Annotated in this window: 22 protein-coding genes; 15 read left to right on the top strand and 7 right to left on the bottom strand. The window is 65.9% G+C overall.

Going from position 1 to position 23,031, the window contains the following annotated elements:
- The 7 genes from ACH2AT_RS01200 to ACH2AT_RS01170 all read left to right on the top strand — a co-directional run.
- Positions 1–817 (top strand): gfo/Idh/MocA family oxidoreductase (locus tag ACH2AT_RS01200; protein WP_394962838.1); only part of this gene is annotated, 817 nt, incomplete at its 5' end.
- 4 nt (positions 818–821) lie between these two features.
- Positions 822–1,574 (top strand): suppressor of fused domain protein, encoded by a 753-nt coding sequence (locus ACH2AT_RS01195; RefSeq protein WP_394962836.1) that lies wholly within the window; start codon positions 822–824, stop codon positions 1,572–1,574.
- A gap of 2 nt (positions 1,575–1,576) precedes the next feature.
- Entirely contained in the window at positions 1,577–2,509 is a 933-nt protein-coding gene (locus ACH2AT_RS01190; protein WP_394962834.1) for a Gfo/Idh/MocA family protein, read from the top strand.
- A gap of 36 nt (positions 2,510–2,545) precedes the next feature.
- Entirely contained in the window at positions 2,546–3,319 is a 774-nt protein-coding gene (locus ACH2AT_RS01185) for an acylneuraminate cytidylyltransferase family protein (RefSeq protein ID WP_394962832.1), read from the top strand.
- A 74-nt stretch (positions 3,320–3,393) separates the two neighbouring features.
- The gene (locus ACH2AT_RS01180; RefSeq protein ID WP_394962830.1) at positions 3,394–4,194 is read left to right on the top strand and encodes a threonine/serine exporter family protein; all 801 of its coding nucleotides are present in this window, start codon (positions 3,394–3,396) and stop codon (positions 4,192–4,194) included.
- Positions 4,191–4,640 carry a threonine/serine exporter family protein gene (locus ACH2AT_RS01175; RefSeq protein WP_394962828.1) on the top strand — a complete coding sequence of 150 codons (450 nt, stop codon included), beginning with the start codon at positions 4,191–4,193 and terminating at the stop codon, positions 4,638–4,640. The genes ACH2AT_RS01180 and ACH2AT_RS01175 overlap by 4 nt, the downstream gene beginning before the upstream one ends.
- A 162-nt stretch (positions 4,641–4,802) precedes the next feature.
- Positions 4,803–5,579 carry a hypothetical protein gene (locus ACH2AT_RS01170; protein ID WP_394962826.1) on the top strand — a complete coding sequence of 259 codons (777 nt, stop codon included), beginning with the start codon at positions 4,803–4,805 and terminating at the stop codon, positions 5,577–5,579.
- A gap of 58 nt (positions 5,580–5,637) precedes the next feature.
- Here ACH2AT_RS01170 and ACH2AT_RS01165 read toward each other — a convergent pair whose 3' ends face one another.
- The 4 genes from ACH2AT_RS01165 to ACH2AT_RS01150 all read right to left on the bottom strand — a co-directional run bounded on the left by ACH2AT_RS01165 (position 5,638) and on the right by ACH2AT_RS01150 (position 9,656).
- The gene (locus tag ACH2AT_RS01165; protein WP_394962842.1) at positions 5,638–6,984 is read right to left on the bottom strand and encodes a dicarboxylate/amino acid:cation symporter; all 1,347 of its coding nucleotides are present in this window, start codon (positions 6,982–6,984) and stop codon (positions 5,638–5,640) included.
- A gap of 455 nt (positions 6,985–7,439) precedes the next feature.
- Positions 7,440–7,784, bottom strand: coding sequence for a DUF2116 family Zn-ribbon domain-containing protein (locus ACH2AT_RS01160; protein WP_394962824.1), 345 nt, complete (start codon positions 7,782–7,784; stop codon positions 7,440–7,442).
- Positions 7,785–7,812: 28 nt separating this feature from the next.
- Entirely contained in the window at positions 7,813–8,730 is a 918-nt protein-coding gene (locus tag ACH2AT_RS01155; protein WP_394962822.1) for a pseudouridine-5'-phosphate glycosidase, read from the bottom strand.
- The gene (locus tag ACH2AT_RS01150; protein ID WP_394962820.1) at positions 8,727–9,656 is read right to left on the bottom strand and encodes a carbohydrate kinase family protein; all 930 of its coding nucleotides are present in this window, start codon (positions 9,654–9,656) and stop codon (positions 8,727–8,729) included. The genes ACH2AT_RS01155 and ACH2AT_RS01150 overlap by 4 nt, the downstream gene beginning before the upstream one ends.
- 246 nt (positions 9,657–9,902) lie before the next feature.
- On the opposite strand from ACH2AT_RS01150, the gene ACH2AT_RS01145 reads away from it, so the two are divergent.
- Positions 9,903–10,616 carry a peptidoglycan DD-metalloendopeptidase family protein gene (locus ACH2AT_RS01145; protein ID WP_394962818.1) on the top strand — a complete coding sequence of 238 codons (714 nt, stop codon included), beginning with the start codon at positions 9,903–9,905 and terminating at the stop codon, positions 10,614–10,616.
- Positions 10,617–10,670: 54 nt separating this feature from the next.
- Here the strand turns inward: ACH2AT_RS01145 and ACH2AT_RS01140 are convergent, their stop codons facing one another.
- The 3 genes from ACH2AT_RS01140 to ACH2AT_RS01130 are packed head-to-tail and all read right to left on the bottom strand — an operon-like array spanning position 10,671 to position 15,220.
- Complete coding sequence (locus ACH2AT_RS01140; protein ID WP_394962816.1) at positions 10,671–12,425, bottom strand: hypothetical protein; 1,755 nt, start codon at positions 12,423–12,425, stop codon at positions 10,671–10,673.
- Positions 12,426–12,465: 40 nt separating this feature from the next.
- On the bottom strand, positions 12,466–14,547 hold the full coding sequence (locus ACH2AT_RS01135; RefSeq protein WP_394962814.1) for a sensor histidine kinase: 2,082 nt from the start codon (positions 14,545–14,547) through the stop codon (positions 12,466–12,468).
- Positions 14,522–15,220, bottom strand: a complete 699-nt coding sequence (locus ACH2AT_RS01130; RefSeq protein ID WP_394962812.1) for a response regulator transcription factor — start codon at positions 15,218–15,220, stop codon at positions 14,522–14,524. The genes ACH2AT_RS01135 and ACH2AT_RS01130 overlap by 26 nt, the downstream gene beginning before the upstream one ends.
- A gap of 286 nt (positions 15,221–15,506) precedes the next feature.
- On the opposite strand from ACH2AT_RS01130, the gene ACH2AT_RS01125 reads away from it, so the two are divergent.
- From ACH2AT_RS01125 to ACH2AT_RS01095, 7 genes are read left to right on the top strand one after another with little or no spacing between them, the layout of a single operon-like run.
- Positions 15,507–16,436, top strand: a complete 930-nt coding sequence (locus tag ACH2AT_RS01125; RefSeq protein WP_394962810.1) for an NAD-dependent epimerase/dehydratase family protein — start codon at positions 15,507–15,509, stop codon at positions 16,434–16,436.
- On the top strand, positions 16,433–17,215 hold the full coding sequence (locus ACH2AT_RS01120; protein ID WP_394962808.1) for a sugar phosphate isomerase/epimerase family protein: 783 nt from the start codon (positions 16,433–16,435) through the stop codon (positions 17,213–17,215). Before ACH2AT_RS01125 ends, ACH2AT_RS01120 begins: the two co-directional genes overlap by 4 nt.
- A 4-nt stretch (positions 17,216–17,219) precedes the next feature.
- Complete coding sequence (locus tag ACH2AT_RS01115) at positions 17,220–18,017, top strand: glycosyltransferase family 2 protein (RefSeq protein ID WP_394962806.1); 798 nt, start codon at positions 17,220–17,222, stop codon at positions 18,015–18,017.
- A 12-nt stretch (positions 18,018–18,029) separates the two neighbouring features.
- Positions 18,030–19,160, top strand: coding sequence for an FAD-dependent oxidoreductase (locus ACH2AT_RS01110; protein ID WP_394962804.1), 1,131 nt, complete (start codon positions 18,030–18,032; stop codon positions 19,158–19,160).
- On the top strand, positions 19,144–20,070 hold the full coding sequence (locus tag ACH2AT_RS01105; protein ID WP_394962802.1) for a glycosyltransferase: 927 nt from the start codon (positions 19,144–19,146) through the stop codon (positions 20,068–20,070). Before ACH2AT_RS01110 ends, ACH2AT_RS01105 begins: the two co-directional genes overlap by 17 nt.
- A gap of 20 nt (positions 20,071–20,090) precedes the next feature.
- Positions 20,091–21,803 (top strand): hypothetical protein, encoded by a 1,713-nt coding sequence (locus ACH2AT_RS01100; protein WP_394962800.1) that lies wholly within the window; start codon positions 20,091–20,093, stop codon positions 21,801–21,803.
- The gene (locus ACH2AT_RS01095; protein WP_394962798.1) at positions 21,791–23,005 is read left to right on the top strand and encodes an NAD(P)/FAD-dependent oxidoreductase; all 1,215 of its coding nucleotides are present in this window, start codon (positions 21,791–21,793) and stop codon (positions 23,003–23,005) included. The genes ACH2AT_RS01100 and ACH2AT_RS01095 overlap by 13 nt, the downstream gene beginning before the upstream one ends.
- Positions 23,006–23,031 lie beyond the last annotated feature (26 nt).

The following is a 23,031-nucleotide window of genomic DNA, read 5'->3' as shown; positions in this document are numbered from 1 at the left end:
GGCGCTGGCGGCGAAAAAATTCGACGGCGCGCTGGTCTGCACCGCGCCGCTCTCTCACGCTGCCATCAGCCGGCAGCTGCTCACAGCGGGCCTGCCGGTGTTCACCGAACTGAACCTGGTCAGCGACGGCTACGCCGAGAACATGGCGCTGGCAAAGGAAAAGGGGCTGCCCCTGTTCCTCTCCTCCACCATGCTCTACCGGGGCGAGACCCGGTACATCAAGAGCCGGGTGGAGGCCTTTGAAAAGCCGGTGAACTACATCTACCACATCGGCCAGTACCTGCCCGACTGGCACCCCTGGGAGAACTACAAAAACTTCTTCGTGGGCGATAAACGCACCGGCGGCGTGCGGGAGATCTTCGGCATCGACCTGCCCTGGCTGCTGGACGCCTTCGGCCCGGTGAAGAGCCTGCACGCGGAAAAGGACAAGCTCAGCGAGCTGGAGATCTCCTACCCGGACAGCGTCTTTGTGACCCTGCGCCACGAAAACGGCACCAAGGGCATGCTGGCGGTGGATGTGGTGAGCCCCAAGGCGGTGCGCAACTTCGAGTGCTTCGGCGAGGGGCTGCACCTCTTCTGGGAGGGCAACCCCAGGAGCCTCTACGACTTCGACCGCGCCAGCGGCGAAAAAAGGGCGGTGGACACCTACGCCAGCGTGGAGCACGACCCGCGCTACAGCGACAACATTGTGGAAAACGCCTACGTGGACGAGCTGCAGAACTTTTTGGGCGTGCTGGCGGGCAGGGAAGAAGCGCGCTACAGCTTTGAAAAAGATCTTGAGACCATCCGGCTGATCGAGGCCATTGAGGAGGAATAAGACTATGGGATTTCTGGACGGGCTGCTGGCCGGCTCAGGACGTGACACGCTGCCCAGCGGCGTGACGGTGCGCCATTTCCGCACCGCTTATAAAGACCGGCTGCTGGCCCATTTTGACGCCGCTTTCCCCGGGCGCGAGACCCTTGTCTGGGACGACAAGGCCACCGGCATCGAGCTTGCGGTGATGAAGCCCACCGCCGCCGAACCCTTTTATGTGGCCTACACCATCGGCATGAGCGCCGAGCCCATGAACCTGGACGACATGCCCAAAAAACGCCAGTACGAGTGGCTGCGCTGGGCGGAGCTGGTGATGTTTCTGCCCGGCGACTGGCCGGTGGACGAAAACCGCTGGCCCGAACACCTGAACGACGCCGAGGACAAGCCCGCCGCCTGGCCCCTGCGCCTTCTGCGGCTGCTGGCGGGCCTGCCCCGCAGGGGAAACACCTGGCTGGGGGCGGGGCACTCCATCCCCAACGGCGCGCCGCCCCACCCCTATGCGGAGGGCTGCCCCTTCACCGGGGTGGTGCTGTTCCTGCCCGGCGAAAAGAACGGCCCCAGGCCCCTGGAAGCGGTGAAGCTGGGCGGGGGGCGGCGGCTGATGCTCTACATCGTGGTGCCGGTGCGCCCGGAGGAAATGCAGTTCAAGCTGGACCGCGGCGCCGAGGCGCTGGAGGAAAAGCTGCGGGCCCTGCCCGGCGGGGCGGGCTTTATGGCGGACAGCCGCCGCCCGCCGGCGGTGAGCAGCGAGGAGGCATAAGCATGGAAGTACTGTTCGTGGGCCTTGGGTCCATCGGCACCCGCCATCTGCGCAACCTCTTTGCGGTGGCAAAGGAAAAGGGCGTCCAGGTGCAGGCGGACGCCCTGCGTTCCTCCATGCGGCCGCTGGCCGAAGATGTGGAGGGCCTTCTGCGGGCCCAGTATGTCAGCTATGACCAGCTGGGCCATTACGACGCGGCCTTCATCACCAACCCCACCCACCTGCACGCCCACACCCTTGCGGAGCTGGCGGGCAGGGTGGACTGCTTTTTCATCGAAAAGCCCATCTTTGAGGGCACCGGCTACGACCTGGAACAGCTGGGCCTCGGGCCGGAGCAGAAGGCCTATGTGGCCGCGCCTATGCGCTGGTGCGGCACCTTTTTGGCCCTCAAGGAGCGTATGCCTTCCCTCGCGCCTTATTCCGCGCGGGTCATCTGCTCCTCCTATCTGCCGGACTGGCGCCCCGGGGTGGACTACCGCACCGTCTACTCCGCCCACAAGGAGATGGGCGGCGGCGTGACCATCGACCTCATCCACGAGTGGGATTATATGGTGGACCTGTTCGGCGAGCCGCTGGAAGCCTATAACTTCAAGGGAACCTACTCCCATCTGGAGATCGACTCGGACGACCTCTCGGTCTACATCGCCCGCTACCCGAGCCTCCTGGCGGAGGTGCATCTGGACTATTTCGGGCGCGCCTACCGCCGCTCCATTGAGCTGTTCTGCAAGGAGGGCACCGTCACCGCCGATTTCGGCGCGGGCACCCTGACGCTGGAAAACGGCGAAGTCATCCACTGCGAGGAACCGGTGAACCAGCGCTACCTGCGGGAGATGGCGTATTTCCTCGGCTATGCCTGCAAGGGCAGGGGCGAGAGCATCAACAGCCCCGCCATGGCCCAGAAGGTGCTGGGGCTGACGCTGGGCGAAACCATGTGAGGGCCGCCTCCAAGGGACGGCAAAAAGGAGAATATCATGAAAAAACTGCTCATCACCATCTGCGGGCGGACCGGCAGCAAGGGCTTCAAGAACAAAAACCTCAAGACCTTCTGCGGCCGTCCGCTGGTCTATTACAGCCTTGCGGCGGCGGGCCTGTTCCAGGCAAGCCGCCCCGACGTGCAGGTGGACATCTGCCTCAACACCGACAGCGAAGCCCTGGCGAATCTGGTGGCGGAAAAATACCCCGAAGTGGTCTACCTGCCCCGCTGCGAGGAACTGGGAGGCGACCGGGTGCCCAAGATGGCCGTCATTCAGGACAGCCTCGCCCGCATGGAGGAAAAGAACGGCGTCTACGATTGTGTGATGGACCTGGACATCACCAGCCCCCTGCGCACGGCGCAGGATATCAGAAACGCCTTCGAGCTGGCGGAGAGCCGGGAGGACCTGGACCTGGTGTTCAGCGTCACCGAGAGCCGCCGCAACCCCTACTTCAATATGGTGCGCCGCTGCGGCGACCACGTGGAAAAGGGCATCGAGAACGCCCCCGGCACCCCGGCCTTCACCGCCCGGCAGATGGCCCCGGAGTTCTACGACGTGAACGCCAGCATCTACGTTTACCGCCGGGCCTTCCTGGCGGGCAACACCACCGGCATTTTGTGGGACGGCAAGATCGGCGCCAGCCTGATGATGGACACCGGCATCCTGGACATCGACAGCGAAGAGGACTTCAAGCTGATGGAGGTCATCGGCGCGCACCTTTACGCCACGCTGGAGCCCTTCGCCCAGGTGCAGGCGGCCATCCGCGGCTGAAACAACATCGCATCCAAAACCCGGAAAACCAACAGGGGAAAGCATAAAAAGACATGATAAAAACGCGAGATCCTTTGGGAGGACGTGACGAACGGCCTGCCCAACTGAACGAACCCCAGAGGGTGCTGGAGCTGGTCACCGAAGCCGGCGAGCTGCTGCTCAAAAACGGCGCGGAGGTCAGCCGCACCCAGCAGACCATGGAGATCATGGCAAAGAGCCTTGGCGTGGCCGATTTCCACGGCTATGTGCTCACCAACGGCATCTTCACCAGCATCGGCCCGGAGAACAACATGCCCGCGCAGGTGCGCAGCGTGCCCGCCAGCACGGTGCATCTGGGCCGGGTGGAGGCGGTGAACCAGCTGTCCCGCCGCATCGCCGGGGGCGAGGTGGGGCTGGACGAAGCCTACGCCGAACTGGAGCGCATCCGAAAAATGCCCTGCGCCCCCGCGCCGGGCCGGGTGCTGGCCTGCGGCTTCGGCAGCGCCTGCTTTGCCATCCTGTTCGGCGGCGTCTGGCAGGACGGCGTGGTGGCCCTTGCGGTGGGCCTTGGCCTGCAGCTGGTGCTGCTGGGGCTGGACCGCTGGGGCGCGGGCAAGCTGTTCACCTGCTTTTTGGGCGCGGCGTTCGTGGCGCTGGCCACCCTGCTCATCTTCGCCGCCGGCATCGGCGTCAACAGCGACAAGGCCATCATCGGCGCGCTGATGCCCCTTGTGCCGGGCATGGCGCTGACCCTGGGCATCCGGGACCTCATCGACTCGGATTTTCTCTCCGGCGTCATCCGCATGCTGAACGCGCTGCTCACCGCCGTCTGCATCGCCCTGGGCGCGGGCCTTGTGCTGGCTTTGGCAAATCTCATCGAGGGGGTGGCGCTGTGACCGGCCCGCTTCTGATCCAGCTGGCGGCGGCTTTCTGCGGCACCGTCTGCTTTGCGATTTTGTTCCACGTCCCGCCGCGGCATCTGTGGTGCTGCGGCATCTGCGGCATGGCCGGGTGGCTGGTCTACTGGCTGAGCATGCAGTACCAGCCGGACACGGTGGCGGCCAGCTTTCTGGCGGTCATCCCCATGGCCGTTTCCGCCCGGACCTGCGCCATCCTGCGCAAGGCCCCGGTCACCCTGTTCCTCATCCCGGGCATCTTTCCGCTGGTGCCCGGCGCGGGCATCTACTACACCGCCTACAGCTTCATCATGGGCGATTCGGCAGCGGCCGCCGCCAGGGGGGCCGAGACCCTGAAGATCGCCGTGGGCCTTGCGCTGGGCGTGGCGGCGGTGGTGGCCGTGCCCCTGCGCTGGGGCGCGGGGGCCCGCAGCCGCCAAAAATAAATGGAACGCGCCCGCCGGGAAGCAGCCGCTTCCCGGCGGGCTTTTTTGTGCGCAGGATTTTACAAAAACGATACGTCTTGTTGGGGACTTGCTGCCCCGGGCGGTGGGATACTTTTCCTGCGGCGAAGCGCCGCAAAACAGGATAAAGGAGAGTGGAACACCATGAAGAAGAGACTTGCCGCCCTGGCGGCCTTGTTCGCGCTGGCGGCGGCGCTCACCGCCTGCGCAGGCGGCCCGTCGTCTGCCCCGGTCCAGAGCCTTGCGCCTCAGCCGGCGTCCGCTGTGCCGGAAAGCACCGCACCCGGCAGCGAGGCCGCCCCCGCCTCTGAACCGCCCGCCGCGGGCGAAACGGAGATCAAGGGCACGGGCGAGAGCATTTCGGGGTATAAAAACTTCACCATCCACTACGAGGATGGCGCCGAGAACACCATCGAGCGGGGCGTGGAGGGCCTGACTTACACGCTGGAAGGGGTGAAGGTGTTCGATTCCATCAATGACGCCAGGGTGGACATGTACGGCTGCACGGTGGACAGCGAGGATATCCTTGCCCGCCCCTTTGTGCTGGTGGAGCTGAAGGCGGACTACACCGCCCCTGCCGGAGGGGAGGGGGAGGCCGTCGCGGATGCGAACGACCTGACGCCCATGATGCAGATGGACAAACTGGAAGCGGGCAGCGAGCCCGCCTTCCCCGTGCTGGGGTACTTCAGCCTGCGCCCCAAGGAGGGCGACGCCAGGCTGGACAGCCAGCACAACGCCTTCTGCTACATCATCAAGGACGGCGAGAGCGTCACGATGCAGCTGGGCGTCTTCTGCGACCAGGCGCTTCTGGACGCGAAGGACCTGTATCTTGAGGTGAACGCCGTGCCCGCGCCCCCGGACGGCGGCACTGTGGGCGGGGACACCGTCCGGCGGATGTTCGACCTGACGGGAGAATCATGAAAAAGAGGCTGCCGCTCAAGCGCGCTTGAGCGGCAGCCTCTTTATGATCGGAAAAGTCTCACGCAGTCTCGGCGGCGGCGGGGGCGGCCAGCTCATGCAGATCGGCGTTGTAGACTTCTTCGTTCAGCAGGTTCTCGGACTTGGCCACATACAGGCAGGTGCAGGAGTCGCCCACCACGTTCAGCGAGGTGCAGAGCATCTCGATGGGGCGGTTGATGGCCAGGATCAGGCTGTAGGCCATCAGGGCGCTGTCGTTGGTCATGCCCACGCCGGACAGGATGGTGAACAGGATGATCGCGCCGGCGCCGGGGGCGGCGGGGGTGCCCGCCGAAGCGATGAGCGCCAGGACCATGATGACCAGCAGGGAGAACGGGGTGACGTCATAGCCGCCGCAGCCCGCCACGAACAGGGTGGCGACGACCTGCATGATGGCGGTGCCGTTCATGTTCACGGTCATGCCCAGGGGCAGCACGAAGGAGGCGACGGATTCGTCCACGCCCAGTTCCTGGGAGGTGGTCTCCATGTTCAGCGGCAGGGCCGCGGCGCTGGAGGAGGTGGAGAAGCCGAACAGCGCCACCTTGGAGATCTTCTTGATGAAGGGGATGGGGTCCAGCTTGGCGCCGAGGCGGATGATCAGCGCATAGCCGAACACCAGATACACCAGCAGCAGCGCGACGGTGGTGAGCATGTAGAAGGCAGCCGGGCGCAGGTAGTCGATGCCATAGGTGGCGAAGGTGCGGGTCAGCAGCACGAAGATGGCCAGCGGGCCCACCTTGGAGACCACGAAGTTCAGGAACACCACGCAGAGGTTGTTCACCTCGTTGAACAGCTTGGTCAGGGTCAGGCAGCGGTCCTCGCCCACAGCGGTGATGCACAGGCCCACCGCGGCGGCGATGAACACGATGGCCAGCACGGCGGTGTTGCTGCTGAAGGCGGTGGTGATGTTGGAGGGCACGATGTCCAGGATCACGTTCAGGGGGTTCGAGCCGGAGGCGCCGGTGCTCGCCTGCATCGAACCGATGGAGGTGGTGAACAGGCCGGCCTTGAACAGCAAAAGCCCGACGGTTGCGGCCAGCAGCAGCGCGAAGAAGGAGCAGAGCAGGAACCAGCACAGGGTCTTGAAGGAGATGCGGCCCAGGGTGCGGGTGTCGGAGATGGCGCCGATGGCCATCGCGATGGAGGTGAACACCATCGGAACGATGACCAGCTGCAGCGCCCGGATGAACATCTGGCCGATGATGTAGAACAGGCCGATGGCGTTTGTGGCCCCCTCCGCGGTGATGTCCTGGAACAGGATGTTGTTGATCGTGTTCCAGAGCGCCGCGTTGCCGGTGGCGTTCAGTGTTTCACGCAGCCACATAAAAAAAAGGCCCGCGATACAGCCAAGCAGTAACGCGATGCCCATTCTTGCAGCCAACGAACGAGAAGATTTGGTCTTTTTCATGATCGATACCCCCACCACATAGAATTGCACAGGGCTGCCCGCGCGCAGGCCGCCGAGGGGGCGGGTGCGGGGGACGGACAGCTGACCTGTCGAAACCAAATGGAACGGCGCGGCGGGGCCGCGTGACCGCGTCTCCGGCACACCTTTAATATCATACTCAAAGATCCGGCGCATTTCAACTGTGAATTGTGTAGAAAAATGGTTGTAAAAACCGTGTAAAATGGGAAAAGTTGCAAGAAAACGGTCAAAATGGCCCCCGCTTTGGGCAGAATGCCGAAAGAAGTCATACTATTGCAGGCAGCTGAACCGCGGCCCGGCGGCAGGAAAATAACAGCAGGACAGCCAAAGAAAAAGCCGGGCCCTCCCGGAAGGGGAAGGCCCGGCTTTGCTGTGCCGTATATCAGAAAAACGATGGCTTAAAACCAGCCGATCCAGACTCCGGCGGCCATGGTCACTGCGCCCAGAGCGCGCCCCGCCCGGCGGGCGGCGCGCATGCCCAGCAGGGCAATGGTCTGGGGCGTGACCAGAGGAAAGAGCAAAATGTCCGACCCGATCAGCAGCATGCCGCCGCCGACCAGGGCGTTTTGCTCACAGAGCGCGCCGGCAAACAGTGCCAGCACTCCCACGGCCAGCAGGAGAAGAAACCACTTGATACAGCGCTGATCCCAGGCGAGGGTGCGCGCGTAACGCTCGCTGCAGGCGTCGCTGCAAAAGCGCCGCCCGCGCGGGATCTCTTTGCCGCACCAGCCGCAGCGGTCCATGACGAAGCCTCCTTCCAGACAGGCGGCTTTACAGCTTCGCCAGCTCCACGGCCACCTTGGCGGCCAGGCGGGCGTTGTTGTAGGCCAGCTGGATGTTGGTGGCAAGGCTCTTGCCGCCGGTGTACTCCACGATGTGGGCCAGCAGGTAGGGGGTGATGTTCTTGCCGTGCACATGGTCCTTTTCGGCGGCGGCCAGGGCCTTGTCGATGACGGCGCTCATCTCGTCAAAGTCCAGGGCGTACTCCTCGGGCACAGGGTTGCCGATCAGCATGCCGCCGGCAAGCCCCAAGTCCCACTTGGTGCGGGCGATCTTGGCGATCTCGGCGGGGCTCTTGGCGGTGTAGTCCACGCCGAAGCCGCTCTTGCGGCAGTAGAAGGCGGGGAACTGGTCGGTGTTGTAGCCCAGCACCGGCACGCCCATGGTCTCGAGATATTCCAGGGTCAGGCCGATGTCCAAAATCATCTTGGCGCCCGCGCACACCACCGCAACGGGGGTGTGGGCCAGCTCCTGCAGGTCGGCGCTGATGTCCATGGTGGTGGCGGCGCCCCGGTGCACGCCGCCGATGCCGCCGGTGGCGAACACCGGGATGCCGGCAAGGCTTGCCAAAATCATGGTGGAGGCCACGGTGGTGGCGCCGGTGCCGCCGGTGGCCAGCAGGATGGGCAGGTCGCGGCGGCTCACCTTGGCCACGTTCTCACCCTTGCACATCAGCTCCAGCTCCCCGGCGGACAGGCCCACCTTCATCCGGCCGTCGATGATGGCCATGGTGGCGGGGATGGCGCCCTCGGCGCGGATGATGCGCTCCACCTCGGCGGCGAAGGTCAGGTTTTCGGGGTAGGGCATGCCGTGGGAGAGGATGGTGCTCTCCAGCGCGACAACAGGCTTGCCCGCCTCCACGGCGGATCTGACTTCGGGCGCGATGTCCAGATAGTTCTTCAGGTTCATTGTACATACTCCTTTATCATAGTTTGAACGGCTCGTCCGCTCATCTCTTCACTGATGGTGTCCGGCGCGGCGATGGCCACAAGGCCCGCCCCCAGCGCGAAGTCCAGCACTTCGCTTTCGCTTTTGCCCGCCAGGGTGGCGTGCACGATGCCCGCCATGGTGGCGTCGCCCGCGCCGGTGGCGTTCACCAGCTTGTCAAAGGCGCGGCTGCGCCGGTGCACGCTGCCCGCCGGGCCTTTATAGTAGATGCCGTCCGCCCCGAGGCTCACGAACACCCGCCGCACGCCTGCGGCCAGCACCCGGGTGCAGGCTTCTTCCAGGTCGGCGTCGGTGGCGATGGGCATGCCCGCCAGCACCTCCATCTCCAGCCGGTTGGGCTTGATGGTGTCGAACCGGCCCAGCACCGGCAAAAGCTTTTTGGCCCAGGTGGTGCTCACCGGGTCGATGTAGAGGGGGGCGGTGCAGTGCTTCGCCAGATATTCCAGCGCGCCGGCGGGCAGGTTGCCGTCGCACACCACCACCGGCGCGGCGTTCAACAGGTCCATGCGCTGGGCCACAAAGTCCGCGTCGATGGCCGAGAGCACCCGCATGTCGCTCATGGCCACCAGCATGTCGCCCTCCGAATCCATGATGGAAATATAGCTGGAAGAGGGATGGTCCTCCCGCACCAGCAGCCCCCGGGTGCCCACGCCCAGCCCGGCGCAGGAATCCAGCAGCATGCGGCCGTAGACGTCGCCGCCCACGGCGCTCACCAGTTCGCACTTTTCGCCCAGGCGGGTGAGATTGTCCAGAATGTTGCGGGTCACGCCGCCCACCGACACGTGCAGCCGGCCGGGGTTGGAATCCCGCATGATGAGGGGGGCAAGGCTCTGGCCGTGGATGTCCACATTGGCCCCGCCGATGCCCGCCACATAGCTTTGGCCCAAGAAAACACCTCCCGAAAAACATCCATTTGGAAAATATTATTTTACTACATCTGCCCCCCGGATTACAAGGGGATACATGTGAAATCTGCCGCCCGGCTCTCCGGTTTCGGGCGGGCGGCAAATTGCGGCGGCGGATGAATAAAACCCGCCGGCCCGCTGCAAACTAAGGGCAAAGCGATGACCCGCCGCCCCGGCCCTTTGTCGGCCCTGCGCGGCCGGCAGCAGAAAACAACAAGGAGCGATAGCATGAACAGGATCATCTCGTTTTTCAAAGGCAAGGGCTTTTACCTGGCCCTGGCCCTTTGCATCCTGGCTGCGGCGGCCAGCAGCTTCTGGGCCATCCGCAGCGTGATGCAGCGGTTCGGGCCGAACGCCGACAGCAGTCTGGAACAGGAGGGGACGCAGGAATGGGACTTGCCCGACGTACAGGTGGAGCAGAAGGTGAACGATGTGCCCGTGCCATCGGCAAAGCCGTCACAGCCGCCGTCCTCGGCGTCTGGCTCTGGCGAAGCATCCGCACCGGATGGGGGCTCTGGCGAGGCTGCCGCTGCGCCCGCACCCTCCTTTGTGCAGCCGGTCGATGGGCAGATCACACAGGTCTACTCCGGGGATGAGCTGGTCTACAACGAGACGCTGCAGGACTGGCGCACCCACAACGGCGTGGACATCGCCTGCGCCGAGAACGCCCAGGTGAAGAGCGCGGTGGCGGGCACCGTCTGCAACATCTACGACGACGGCATGTGGGGCCGCATCGTGGAGGTGGAGGCGGGCGAGCTGACCTGGCGCTACGCCGGCCTTGCCGCGGACAGCGTGCAGGTGTCGGTGGGCGACGGGGTGAGCGCCGGCCAGGCCCTGGGCAATGTGGGCGAAGTGATGGCCGAGACCGCAAACGGCCCTCATTTGCACCTGGAGGTGCTCAAGGGCGGCAACCGGGTGGACCCGGAACACTATTTCGGATAAAACAGCAAACGGACCTCCGCTTTCCGGCGGGGGTCCGTTTTGCATGTTGAGCGGTCAGACCGTCTGGCCCAGCGCCGCGGCCCGGCGGGAGGCGGCGGCCTCGGCGGCAAGGTCGCTGGCAAGGCGGCCCCGGCTGCGGGTGGTGAGCAGCTCGTTTGCGAAGAGCAAAAAGTCCGAGCGCAGCAGCACCGCCTCGCCGTCTGCCCCGTTTTCCCCGGCCGGGCGGATGGAGGCAAGGCCCGCCTGGCACAGCAGGGCGCACAGCCGCTCGTAGGCCGTCAGCTCCTGCCGGGGCGCGGCCAGGCTGTAGCCCTCGGCCAGGGTGTCCGGGCTGGCGGAAAAGCGGCTCAAAAACAGTTCCAGCTCGTCCATCGGGTCCCGCCCGGCGGGCAGGCAGGCGCAAACTTGAGCCGCCAGCGCGTCGCCGTTCTCCGCCAGCAGGCGGCGGGGGCTGCGGGCCTTCAGCAGGGTGGGCCTGCGGCGGCAGGCGATGCTGAACACCAGCGTCAGACCGTCCATCAGCGCCGCCAGAAACAGGCAGAACAGGGCCATGCCCCGCTGGGCGGGCGCCGTGAGGGCCAGCAGCGGCTTTAAGTGCAGGTCGGTGATCTGCAGCGCCGGGTCGTCCGCTTGCAGCACTTCCTCGTCCGCCACCTCGTTCACCCGCAGCACCGCGTTCAGAATTTCGGAGGTGAGCAGGGTCTTCATCTCCTGGGCGTTGGCCCGGGTGACCCGCCCGCCCTCCAGCTGGGCGGCCAGCTCGTCGAAGGAGGCCATCAGCCCCTCGCCGGAGCCGGTCATGGCCGCGTCCACCGGGCGCAGCAGGTCATCGGTGGAGAGGGTGCTGCCCGTCTGGGCCGAAGCCAGCTGCACCAGCCGCCCCAGGGCGGCGCGGGCGTCGGAAGAGAGGGTGCTCTCCGCCTCGGCGGCGGTGAGGGCGTCCAGCAGAAAGGCGCGGGCGCTTTCCAGCTGGGCCGCCACCGTCTCGCCTTCGCCGCCAAGCTCGGCGGCGGCCGCCTCGAAGGCGGAAAGGTCCGAGGCGTTCTGCGCCGTGGCCCCGGCCAGGGCGCTCTCGCTGTCGAAGCCGTAGCGGGCCAGGATGGCCTGCCGGGCCGCCGCCTGCTCGGCAGAGGAGTTTTCGGTGACGCTGGCAAGGTAGGCGTTGTAGGCCGCCACATAGTCCTCGTAATTTGCGTAGCTGGAACGGCTGGGGGCGCGCAGGCCGCCGGAATACTCGGCGCCCGCTTCCTCCAGTTCCTTCGCGCAGGCGGCAAGGCGGGCGCTCTCCTGCTCCAGCAGGCTGTACTGCCCGGCCAGGCCGCTCACCATGGCGTTGATCTGATCCTGGGCGGTGCGGAAAGCCTGGGTGCGGCGGGCGGCATAAGCGCCGTCCAGTTCGCTGCGCACCTGGGCGTACTCCGCCGAGAGGTACATGGCGGGCGGGTTCACGGTGTTGTAGATGCCCACATAGGAATAATAGGTGGAGCAGCACAGGGCCATGCCCAGCGCCACGCAGCGCAGGGGCGTGATGCGCACCCGCAGGCTGCCCGCCAGAAACCAGGCGGTGGCCTGCACCGCCAGGGCGAAGAAGAGGGGCGCCAGCACAAAGATGCCGCCCAGGAACACCGTTGCGCCCTGCAGGGTGGTGATGAAGCTGATGGCCTGCAACAGCAGGGTCACAAAGGCGACCAGCCGCAGCAGGTTTTCCTCGCCGAAAAAGCCCCGGCGGCGGCCAAAAAGCATCAGCTCGGCCCCCTCGGGGGCGCGGGCCGGCTCATTGGATGAAAACAGATGGGAAAAACTGGACATGGGAATAACCTCGTAAAAACAGGGGGATGGGCGCGGCGGCTCACAGGGCCGCGGCGCACGCTTCGGACGGTTCGGCCTCACCGGCGGCCCCGGCGGGCGCGGGCTTTTCGGTGAGGGGCAGCGCCACCTGCACACAGAACAGGTCCGCGTCCACCCGCACCTCCAGCGTGCCGCCGCAGGCCTCGGTGAAGCTCTTGGCGATGGACAGGCCCAGCCCGCTTCCCTCGCCGGTGCGGGAGGGGTCGCCCCGCACAAAGCGCTCGGTGATCTCGGCGGGGTCAAACTCCATCTCATAGCCCGCCACGTTCCTCACCCGGGCCACGGCCTGCCCGTTTTCGGCGGCCAGGTCCACATACACCCGGCTGCCCGCCAGCGAGTAGCGCAGGGCGTTGGAGAACAGGTTCTGGAACACCCGGTACATCCGCTCGCCGTCCGCCAGCACCCAGGCCTCGGGGGCGAGGGAGGTGCGGAAGGCGAGGGGGCTGGCGGCGATGGCCTCGTCCATGTCCGCCAGGGTCTGGCGGATAAGCTTGGAAAGGTCGATGGCCTCGAGGGCCAAAGGCAGGCTGCCGCTGGCCGCTTTGGAAAGGTCGAATACGTCCTGCACCATGTGCTTTAAGCGGGCCGCCTTGCGCTGGATGACCTTGGCGTAGTCCGCCGCCGCGCCCTCCAGGGGCTCTGCGCAGAGCAGGTCGGCATAGTTGATGATGCTGGTGAGGGGCGTTTTCAGATCGTGGGAGACGTTGGTGAGCAGCTCCATCTTCATCCGGTCCGCTTTGCGCTGCTGCTCCACCGCCGCGTCGATGCCCTCCCGCAAAGCGTTCAGGTCCTCGGCGGCGGCGTGCAGCGGGGCGCCCGGCTTGAGGTGCAGGGGCTGGGCCGCGCCCTCCCAGCGCAGGGTGTGCAGCGCGCCGGTGAGGCGGCCTGCGTCCCGGCAAAAGCGCAGCTGCAGCACAAGGCCCGCCAGCAGGATGGCCAGCGCCGCCAGATGGCCCAGCACCAGGGCGAACACCACCAGGCCGGGAGCAGCCCAGCAGCAGGTGAAGAACATCAGCCACAAAAGGGGAACCATCACCACCGGCACCAGCCAGCACAGCACAGCCGGCCCGGCCACCCGGCGCTGCCAGGGCTGGGCCCGCCAGGCGCCCGCCACAAGGCCCGCCAGCCGGGCCAGAAGGCTGGTGCGGAACACGCCCGCCCCATTGAAACGCAGGTCAACGGCGGTCAGCCACACCAGCGGCCAGAGCAAAGCGGGCAGCACCGTCCACAGAGCGCCGGGAACATAGGCGGCCTGCCAGGCCCAGAGGCAGAGCAGCGCCGCCGCCCAGACCAGGAGTTTCGCTTCCAGCCACACCCGCCCGGCGAGGGCGGCGGCCCAGGCCCGGGCAGGCACAGCGCGCCGCCGCCATGCAAGGCACACAACGCCGCACGCAAGGGCGAGGGCGCAGCCGGAGAGGAAGAGGATGAGGTGGGGGCGCAGCGTTTCCACCTGCCGCAGGCCTTCGCCGACAAAGCCCGGCAGCCAGGGGCCCGCGCCGTCCTGCACCGCCAGCACCACCACGGCGTTTTCCAGCCCTTCGGCGCTGGGGTACACCGTCTGGCTGCTCAAAAGCCTGGTGTAAGCCGCCAGCAGCGCCCGGCTGCCCCAGGAAGCGCCGCCGGTGGAAGCCAGCGCCACCGAGTAGCCCAGCGGCGCGGCCACCCGGCCGTCTTCCCAGAGGGCAAAGTCGGTGTTGCCGTAGACTACGCCGCTCTCACTGTCGGGCAGCACGGCGACGAGCACCTGCCCGGAGGCCAGCGCCCCGCTGTCGCCGTTCAGCGCCTCCCGCGCCTGGTTGCGCAGCTGGGCGTTCTGGCCCGCCGTCAGGGGCGTGCCGTCGCCGGAGGCGCCGCCTGCGGCCAGCAGCGAGCAGTTGTAGAACAGCTGCGCCATCTTCTGCTGGTAAATCACCGAGCCGCTGAGCTGCCCGGCCAGCAGGTCGCCCATGCCCAGGACGCTGCCCCCCAGCATGGCAGGCCCGCAGGCCATCAGGCACAGCGCCGCCGCCAGCAGGCACATCACGCCCAGCCAGCCGCACAGGATGCGGGCGGCGAGCTTACTTTTTTTCCAATCGGTACCCAAGACCCCACACCACCTTCAAATATTCCGGTTCCTTCGGATTCAGTTCGATCTTTTCTCGGATGCGCCGGATGTGCACCATCACCGTGTTCTCCGGCGCGTAGGCCGCGGCCTCGTTCCACACCCGGGCGTAGATTTCCTCGGCGGAGAAGATGCGCCCGGGGTTTTTCATGAACAGTTCCATGATGCGCGTCTCGGTGGGGGTGAGCTTCACCGGCGCGCCGTCCGCCAGCAGGCTGTGGGCGTCAAAGTCGTATTCCAGCCGCCCCACCCGGCGCACCGAGCCCCCGGCCCCCGCGCCGCCCAGCTCCAAATACCGGCGCAGGTGGCTTTTCACCCGCGCCACCAGCTCGATGGCGCTGAAGGGCTTGGTGATGTAGTCGTCCGCCCCGATGGAAAGCCCCAGCACCTTGTCCGAATCCTCGGTTTTGGCGCTCATCACCAGAATGGGCAGGTTGCGCTTTTGCCGGATGCGCATGATGGCCGAAAACCCGTCCAGCCGGGGCATCATCACGTCCATCAGGATGAGATGCACCGTCTTTCTTTCCAGAATGTCCAACGCCTCCAGGCCGTTGGCCGCGCCACACACCGAAAAGCCCTCCTTTTCCAGATACAGCCGCACGGCGTTCACGATGTCCGCATCGTCGTCCGCCACAAGGATGCAAGGCTGGTCCATCCGTCTGCGCCTCCTTTCCGTCTTTGCCTTCTATTGTACGCGATGGCAAAGGCCTTGCCAACCGTATGCCAGTATATCCTGTAATTCTTACGACGCGCCCGCCCTTTTTCTTACAAATTTCTTAAAAGGGCCCCAAAAGCATCCGGCGCTTGCCGGGCCCGTACAGCGCAGCTTTGGACCCGGCGGCAGGCAAAGGCCCTTTGCCGGTCCCCGGCCTTGTATGCCGGGGCCTTTTTGTGTATAATGTATTCTGTATTGCCATGACTGTTTGAAAGGGGAAAAGAAGATGGGGCGCACCGTTCTCGTGGGCAGCACCGGTTTTGTGGGGGGAAACCTCTTGGCAAGCCATGCCTTTGACGCGGCCTGCCACTCCACCGACGTGGCTGAGCAGTTCGGCAAAGGCAACGATCTGGTGGTCTATGCCGGGGTGCCGGCGGCCATGTATCTGGCCAACCAGGACCCGGAGGCCGACCTGGCCGTGATGCGCGCCGCGCGGGAGAACCTGCGCCGCCTCGCCCCGAAGCAGGCGGTGCTCATCTCCTCGGTGTGCGTCTATGCCGACAGCCGGGGGAAAACCGAGTCGGACGAGCCCGAGGGCGAGGCCCTCGCCCCCTACGGGGCCAACCGCCTGCAGCTGGAGCGGTGGGTGAGGGAAGACTTTGACAACGCCCTCATCGTGCGGCTGCCCGCGCTCTACGGCAGGGGGCTGAAAAAGAACTTCCTCTACGATCTGCACACCGTCACCCCGGCGCTGCTGCGCCCGGCAAAGTACCGGGAGCTGGCGGAAAAAAGCGAGCTGGTGGCCGCCGGGTATGCCGACGGGGGCAACGGCTTTTACAAGCTGACCGGCCGGGTGGACGCGGGGGCTTTGCGGGCGTGGTTTTCGCAGAACGGCTGGAACGCCCTCCATTTCACCGACAGCCGCTCGGCCTACCAGTTCTACGACCTGGCGGGCCTGTGGGGCCACATCGAAACGGCCCTTTGCGCCGGGCTGCGGGTGGCGAACCTTGCCACCCCGCCGGTGAGCGCCGCCGCGGTGTACCGGGCGGTGACCGGGGGAAGCTTTGAAAACGAGCTGCCCGGCGCGCCCTTCGACTACGACATGCGCACCGAACACGCCGCCCTCTTCGGCGGCGCGGGCGGCTACATCTGCACCGAAGAGGAGGAGCTGGCGGGCATCCGCCGCTTCATGAAGAAATGGGAGGAAGGGGCATGAAACTTTCCGCCTCCAACATCGGCTGGAGCGCCGGGCAGGACGAGGCCGTCTGGGCGAAAATGAAGCAGCTGGGCTACACAGGCCTTGAGATCGCGCCCACCCGCGTCTTCCCGGAAAAGCCCTACGACAACCTGCCCGGCGCGGCGCTGTTCGCCGGGGTGATGTGGCAGAAATACGGCTTTTCCATCCCCAGCATGCAGAGCATCTGGTACGGCCAGGCCGGCAGCATTTTTGAGCCGGGCGAGGCCGCGGCCCTGGCGGACTACACCGCCCAGGCGCTGGAATTCGCCTATGCCTGCCATTGCCCCAGCCTTGTGTTCGGCTGCCCCCGCAACCGCACTATCCCTCAGGGGCACGCCGCCGCCGAGGCGGACGGCTTTTTCGAACAGCTGGCCTATCTTGCCCAGCGGCGGGGCGCGGTGATCGCCCTGGAAGCCAACCCCCCGATGTACAACACCAATTTCCTCAACACCCACAAAGAGGTGTTCGCCCTGGCAAAGCGGCTGGACCGGCCGGGCCTTGCCGTCAATCTGGACGTGGGGGCCATGGTGGCGAACGGCGAGACGGCGGCGGACGTGGCCGCCCATCTGCACCGGGTGAGCCATGTGCACATCAGCGAGCCGGGCCTTGCCCCCCTCCAGCCGCGGCCGCTGCACCGGGAGCTGGCGCTGCTTCTGAAGGGCGTGGGCTACCAGGGCTTTGTGTCGCTGGAAATGAAGGCCGCGGGCGAAGACGAGCTGACCCGCAGCCTGGAGTATGTGGCGGAGGTGTTCGGTTAAGACCATGGAAGAGCGCAAAAACATTCCCGGCGTGCCGGATTATACGGTGGAAATGCTGGCGGAAAAACGCAGCGACTGCTGCCTGCTCATCCCCATCATCAACGAGGGCGGGCGCATTTTGAAAGAGCTGGACCGGGCCAAGGCCGCGGGTGTGTGCGGGCTGGTGGACGTCATCCTCTGCGACGGCGGCAGCACCGACGGCAGCATGGAACTCCCCGGTCTGAAGAGCCGGGGGGTGAACTGCCTGCTCACCAAGACCGGCCCCGGCAAACAGGGCGCGCAGCTTCGCATGGGGCTGCACTTCGCGCTGGAACGGGGCTACGCGGGCATTCTGACCATCGACGGAAACAACAAGGACTCCATCGAGAGCGTGCCCCTTTTCCTTGAGAAACTGAACGAAGGCTACGACCTGGTGCAGGGTAGCCGCTTCATCAGGGGCGGCAAGGCGGTGAATACGCCGCTCTCCCGCTGGCTGGCGGTGCGCTTGATCCACGCGCCCATCATCAGCCTGGCGGCGGGCCACTGGTTCACCGACACCACCAACGCCTACCGGGCCTACAGCCGGGCCTACCTGACCCATCCGGCGGTGCAGCCCTTGCGGGACATTTTCTCTGGCTATGAGCTGCTGGCCTACCTCAGCGTGCGGGCCACCCAGCTGGGCCTTTCGGCCTGCGAGGTGCCGGTGGAGCGGGCCTACCCCAAAAACGAGCCCGCCCCCACCAAGATCAAGGGCTTCAAGGGCAATTCGAACCTTTTGAAGATACTGTTTGCTGCGCTGGCGGGCAGATACGACCCGAAATAAGGGAGGCAAGGCATGACCTACGACAAGATCGTCCTGGGCGCCGGGCTCTATGGCCTCTACGCCGCCGAAAAGTGCGGCGCGGCGGGCCAGCGGGTGCTGGTGCTGGAAAAGGACCCGACCCCCTTCCGGCGGGCCACCTACATCAACCAGGCCCGGGTGCACATGGGCTACCACTACCCCCGCAGCTACTCCACCGCCATCAAGAGCGCCCACTACTTCGAGCGCTTTTGCCGCGATTATGACTTCTGCCTTCTGCGGGAATTTGACCAGGTCTACGCCACCAGCGCCCATTTCTCCTGGACCAACGCCCAGGAGTTCCGGCGCTTTTGCGCGGCGGCCAACATCCGCTGCGACGAGGTGGCCCCCTCGAAATATTTCAACCCCGGCCAGTGCGACGGGGCCTTCCTTACCACCGAGTACACCTACGACGCCAACATCCTGAAAGAGCATTTTTTGAAGCGCATCGCCGGAATGGAGAACGTGACGGTGCTCTATTCCCATAAGCCGGAGGCCATCCGGCAGGCGGGCGGCGTCTGGCAGGTGAAGGCGGGGGAGATGGCCGCCGAAGCGCCCTTTTTGCTCAACGCCACCTACGCCGGGGTGAACGAAGTGCACGCCATGCTGGGCTTTGAGCCGTTTAAAATAAAGTACGAGCTGTGCGAGATCATCCTCTGCACCGTGAACGACAGGCTCAAAGGCACCGGCATCACGGTGATGGACGGGCCCTTCTTCTCCATCATGCCCTTCGGGCGCACGGGCTACCACAGCCTCACCAGCGTCACCTTCACCCCCCACGTGACCAGCTACGACAGCCTGCCTTCCTTCGGCTGCCAGGCGAGGAGCGGCGGGCGCTGCCGCCCCGGCGACCTTTACAACTGCAACGACTGCCCGGCAAAGCCCGCCAGCGCCTGGCCGCAGATGAGCCAGCTGGCCCGCAAATACCTGAAAGAGGAATACGGCTTTGAATACGCCGGCAGCCTGTTCAGCATGAAGCCCATTCTCAAGGCCAGCGAGATCGACGACTCCCGCCCCACGGTGGTCCGCCGGTATTCCGGCGCGCCGGCCTTTGTGAGCGTGCTTAGCGGCAAGATCAACACGGTATACGACTTGGACGAGGTGCTGCAAGATGGCCCAGAACAATAACAATAAAGAGAGCAATTTCATCTCGGCGGTGGTCTGCCTGCACGACGCGGGGCGCGCCGCGGTGGATTTCTTCGCCGCCCTGAACGGGGTGCTGGCGCAGCACTTCGCCCACTATGAACTGATCGCGGTGAACGACGGCTGCACCGACGGCACGGTGCCCGCCGTGAAGGAATGGGCCGCCGCAAACCTTGCCGCGCCCCTGACGGTGGTGAACATGAGCCTGCGCCAGGGGGTGGAAAAGGCGATGAACGCCGGCCTCGACGCCGCCATCGGCGACTTTGTGTTCGAGTTCGACCGCCCGGCGATGGGCTGTGACCCGGACCTCGTCTGGCAGGCCTATCAGAAAGCCCTGGCCGGCTTTGACGTGGTCACCGTCTGCCCCAGCCGCCAGCGGCTGATGAGCACGGCCTTCTACCGGGTGTTCAACAAGTTCAGCAACAGCCCCTACAAGCTCTCCACCGACGCCTTCCGGCTGGTGAGCCGCCGGGCCGTCAACCGGGTGAAGGCCATCAGCGACGATCTGGCCTACCGCAAGGCGGCCTATGCCGCCAGCGGCCTTGCCTGCGCCAGCCTGACCTTTGAGGGAACGGCGGCGAAGGACGACGAGCCCCGCCTGGACAAAGCGGTGGACAGCCTCGCCCTCTACACCGACGCGGGCTACAAGCTGAGCCTGGGCATCAGCCTGGGGATGATGTTCCTCACCCTGCTGGCCATGGCCTACACGGTGGCGGTGTTCTGCCTGGGGCAGCCCATCGCCGGCTGGACCACCACCATGCTGCTGCTTTCGGCGGGGCTTTCGGGCCTGTTCTTCATCCTCACCATCGCGGTGAAGTACCTGAACCTGCTGGTGCGCCTCACCTTTAAGAAGCAGAGCTACCTCATCGAGGGCGTGGAGAAGCTGCAAAAATAAGAAAAAGGACCCGTTTTTTCATGAAAGGCTTTTTTCAAAAGGATATTTTCAAAAAGGACATGAGCCGCCGCGCCTTCTGGATCGCCGTGGCGCTGGTGGTGCTGGCAAAGCTGGCCGTCAGCCGGTTCCAGATGATCTGGGTCTGGGTGGACGGCGCGCCCATCGACGACGAACTGATGTTCCGTGCGGCCCAGAGCATCTCCGCCGGGGCCTGGCTGGGGGAGTACGACTGGCTCACCCTCTCAAAGCACATGTTCTTCGCGGTGTGGCTGGCGGTTTGCAACGCGCTGCACATCCCGTATCTCGCGGCGGGCCAGCTGCTGGCCTGCGGCGGGGCGCTGGCCTCGGCGCTGGCCTTCGCCCCGGTGCTGCGGCGGCAGAAAAGCCGCTTTCTGGTGTTCGCGCTGCTGGCCTTCAGCCCGGCGGTGAGCGCCAGCTTTACCCTGCGCGTTTACCGGGACAACATCTTCCCGGCCCTGTGCATCTTCTTCTTCGCGGGGCTTTGCGGCTGGGCGCTGCGCTGGCGGGGGCCGCTGGCAAAGGGCCTGCCCTGGCTGGGCATGTCCGGCGTCGGCCTCGCCCTGGCCTGGCTCACCCGGGAGGACGGCATGTGGCTGCTGCCCTTTGCCGCCGCGGGCAGCCTCATCCTGCTCATCACCGACCTGCGGGCGGCGATGCCCCTTGCTCAAAAACTGGCCCGGAGCGCCGCGCTGGCCATTCCCTTTGCGTTGCTGGCGGCGGGCATCCTGGCCTTCAGCGCCGTGAACTACGCCCGCTACGGCGTGTTCACCGTGAGCGATTTTTCCTCCGGCGGCTTTTCCGCCGCCATGGGCGCCATGACTCGTGTGGAAGCAGGGGAGTGGCAGCCGCTGGTGAGCGTGAACACCGAGGCCCGGCAGCTGCTCTATGAAAAGGTGCCCGCCCTCGCCCTTCTGGAAAAGTGGCTGGAAGAGGACGAGGACCTGCAGAACAGCTTCCGCAACCCGGAACTGGACGACTACCAGTCCGGCAGCTTCTACTGGGCCATCCGCAAGGCGGCGTATTACGAGGGCGTTTACGATGACGCCGAGAAAGCCGAGGCGTACTGGCAGGGCGTGGCGGACGCCGTCAACGCCCTGTGCGATGCGGGCGAGCTGCCTTCCGGCGGCCCCAGGCGCACCGGCACCACCCCCCCCATCCGGGCGGAGTATGTGGGCCCGGTGCTGAAAGAGGGCCTGCACAGCCTGTGGTACTCGCTGACCTTCGGCGGGTGCGAGCCCTATGACGCGGAGAACCTCTCCATCGGGCCCGCCCAGGACCTGGCGGTCTGGGAAAACTACCTCGGCCAGCGCACCAACTCCGCCGCCCGGGCGGGCACGGCGCTGCCCTATTACAGCCCGGCGCAGCGGCTGGTCTATCTCGGCCTGGAAGCGCTGCGCGCCGTCTACGCCGTGGCGCTGCCCGCGGCCTTCGCGGCGGCGGTGGCGCTGCAGGTGAAGAATGCGGCGGCGCTGCTGGGCGACGCGCGCAAAAAGCGGCCCATCGCCCCCGGGCGGGGGATGCTGGCGCTGCTGCTGGCGGGCCTTTTCGCCATGGCGCTGCTGCGCTGCTTCATGATCGCCTTCGTGGAGGTGGCCAGCTTCAACATCGGCACCTACGCGATGTATCTGGCCACCGTGCACCCGCTGCTGCTCTTGTTCAGCGCGGCGGGCATCCTCACCCTCTGGAAGGAGAACGTGCCATGGCAGAACTGATCGTGGTGGGCGCGGGCGCCGCCGGGCTGATGGCGGCGGGCGCGGCCTGCCGGCTGGGCCACCGGGTCACGGTGCTGGAACACAGCGGGATGCCCGGCAAGAAGATCCTGGTCACCGGCAAGGGGCGGTGCAATGTCACCAACGACTGCGACGAAACTGCCTTTTTGCAGAACGTGCGCACCAACCCCCGGTTTTTGTTCTCCTCCATCCACGCCTTTCCCCCCGCGGCCACCATGGAGCTGTTCGAGGCGCTGGGCGTGCCCTTAAAGACCGAGCGGGGCCGCCGGGTGTTCCCGGCCAGCGATAAGGCCGAGGACATCCGCGCCGCGCTGCTGCGCTACGCATCCGGCGCGAACATCGTGATGGACGGGGCCAAGAGCCTCCGCCTGGAAGAGGGGCGCTGCGTGGGCGTGGCCACCAGGGGAGGCCGCACCCTGCGCGCCGACGGTGTGCTGATCGCCACCGGCGGGGTGTCCTATCCCGGCACCGGCTCCACCGGCGACGGCTACAAACTGGCAAAGCAGGCGGGCCACTCCATCGTGGAGCCGGTGCCCAGCCTGTGCAGCCTGGTCAGCCCGGACCCTGCCTGCAAAAAGATGATGGGCCTTTCTCTGCGCAACGTCACCCTGACCCTCGAGCGGGACGGCAAGCCCGTGTTCAGCGAACTGGGGGAGATGCTGTTCACCCACTTCGGCATCTCCGGGCCGCTGACCCTCTCCGCCTCCAGCTACATCCGGGAGATGGAAAAGCACCGCTGGACGGCGGAAATCGACCTGAAACCCGCCCTGGACGAGGACCAGCTCTACGCCCGGGTGTGCCGGGACTTCCAGCTGCTGGGGGCGAAAAGCGCCCAGGGGGCGCTGGCAAAGCTGCTGCCCGCCAGCATGCAGCCGGTGATGGCGGAGCGCTGGGGCGTGGACCCGGCGCTGAAAGCCAGCCAGATCGGCAAGGAGAGCCGCCGCAGACTGGTGAAGCTGATGAAGCACTGGCAGGTGCCCATCGCCGCCCGGGGCGACCTTGCCCACGCCGTCATCACCAGCGGCGGGGTGAACGTAAAAGAAGTGGACCCCCGCACCATGGCCTCCAGGCTCTGCCCCGGCCTTTACTTTGCCGGCGAGGTGCTGGACGTGGACGCCTACACCGGGGGCTATAACCTGCAGATCGCCTTCTGCACCGCCCAGGCGGCGGCGCGGGCCTTTTGAAAAATAAAGACACGACAAGGAGCGTT

Origin of the sequence: Candidatus Allofournierella excrementigallinarum (assembly GCF_944388085.1) — a bacterium.
Lineage (GTDB): Bacteria > Bacillota > Clostridia > Oscillospirales > Ruminococcaceae > Allofournierella_A > Allofournierella_A excrementigallinarum.
This window is presented reverse-complemented; position numbering and strand designations above follow the sequence as displayed.

Bases quoted from the DNA above. Each gene is read 5' to 3' on its own strand.
- ACH2AT_RS01095 (WP_394962798.1), top strand. From the start codon at position 21,791: ATGGCAGAACTGATCGTGGTGGGCGCGGGCGCCGCCGGGCTGATGGCG.
- ACH2AT_RS01185 (WP_394962832.1), top strand. From the start codon at position 2,546: ATGAAAAAACTGCTCATCACCATCTGCGGGCGGACCGGCAGCAAGGGC.
- ACH2AT_RS01170 (WP_394962826.1), top strand. From the start codon at position 4,803: ATGAAGAAGAGACTTGCCGCCCTGGCGGCCTTGTTCGCGCTGGCGGCG.
- ACH2AT_RS01190 (WP_394962834.1), top strand. From the start codon at position 1,577: ATGGAAGTACTGTTCGTGGGCCTTGGGTCCATCGGCACCCGCCATCTG.
- ACH2AT_RS01100 (WP_394962800.1), top strand. From the start codon at position 20,091: ATGAAAGGCTTTTTTCAAAAGGATATTTTCAAAAAGGACATGAGCCGC.
- ACH2AT_RS01160 (WP_394962824.1), bottom strand. From the start codon at position 7,784: ATGGACCGCTGCGGCTGGTGCGGCAAAGAGATCCCGCGCGGGCGGCGC.
- ACH2AT_RS01165 (WP_394962842.1), bottom strand. From the start codon at position 6,984: ATGGGCATCGCGTTACTGCTTGGCTGTATCGCGGGCCTTTTTTTTATG.
- ACH2AT_RS01130 (WP_394962812.1), bottom strand. From the start codon at position 15,220: ATGGACCAGCCTTGCATCCTTGTGGCGGACGACGATGCGGACATCGTG.
- ACH2AT_RS01125 (WP_394962810.1), top strand. From the start codon at position 15,507: ATGGGGCGCACCGTTCTCGTGGGCAGCACCGGTTTTGTGGGGGGAAAC.
- ACH2AT_RS01115 (WP_394962806.1), top strand. From the start codon at position 17,220: ATGGAAGAGCGCAAAAACATTCCCGGCGTGCCGGATTATACGGTGGAA.
- ACH2AT_RS01195 (WP_394962836.1), top strand. From the start codon at position 822: ATGGGATTTCTGGACGGGCTGCTGGCCGGCTCAGGACGTGACACGCTG.
- ACH2AT_RS01110 (WP_394962804.1), top strand. From the start codon at position 18,030: ATGACCTACGACAAGATCGTCCTGGGCGCCGGGCTCTATGGCCTCTAC.
- ACH2AT_RS01145 (WP_394962818.1), top strand. From the start codon at position 9,903: ATGAACAGGATCATCTCGTTTTTCAAAGGCAAGGGCTTTTACCTGGCC.
- ACH2AT_RS01155 (WP_394962822.1), bottom strand. From the start codon at position 8,730: ATGAACCTGAAGAACTATCTGGACATCGCGCCCGAAGTCAGATCCGCC.
- ACH2AT_RS01120 (WP_394962808.1), top strand. From the start codon at position 16,433: ATGAAACTTTCCGCCTCCAACATCGGCTGGAGCGCCGGGCAGGACGAG.
- ACH2AT_RS01140 (WP_394962816.1), bottom strand. From the start codon at position 12,425: ATGTCCAGTTTTTCCCATCTGTTTTCATCCAATGAGCCGGCCCGCGCC.
- ACH2AT_RS01105 (WP_394962802.1), top strand. From the start codon at position 19,144: ATGGCCCAGAACAATAACAATAAAGAGAGCAATTTCATCTCGGCGGTG.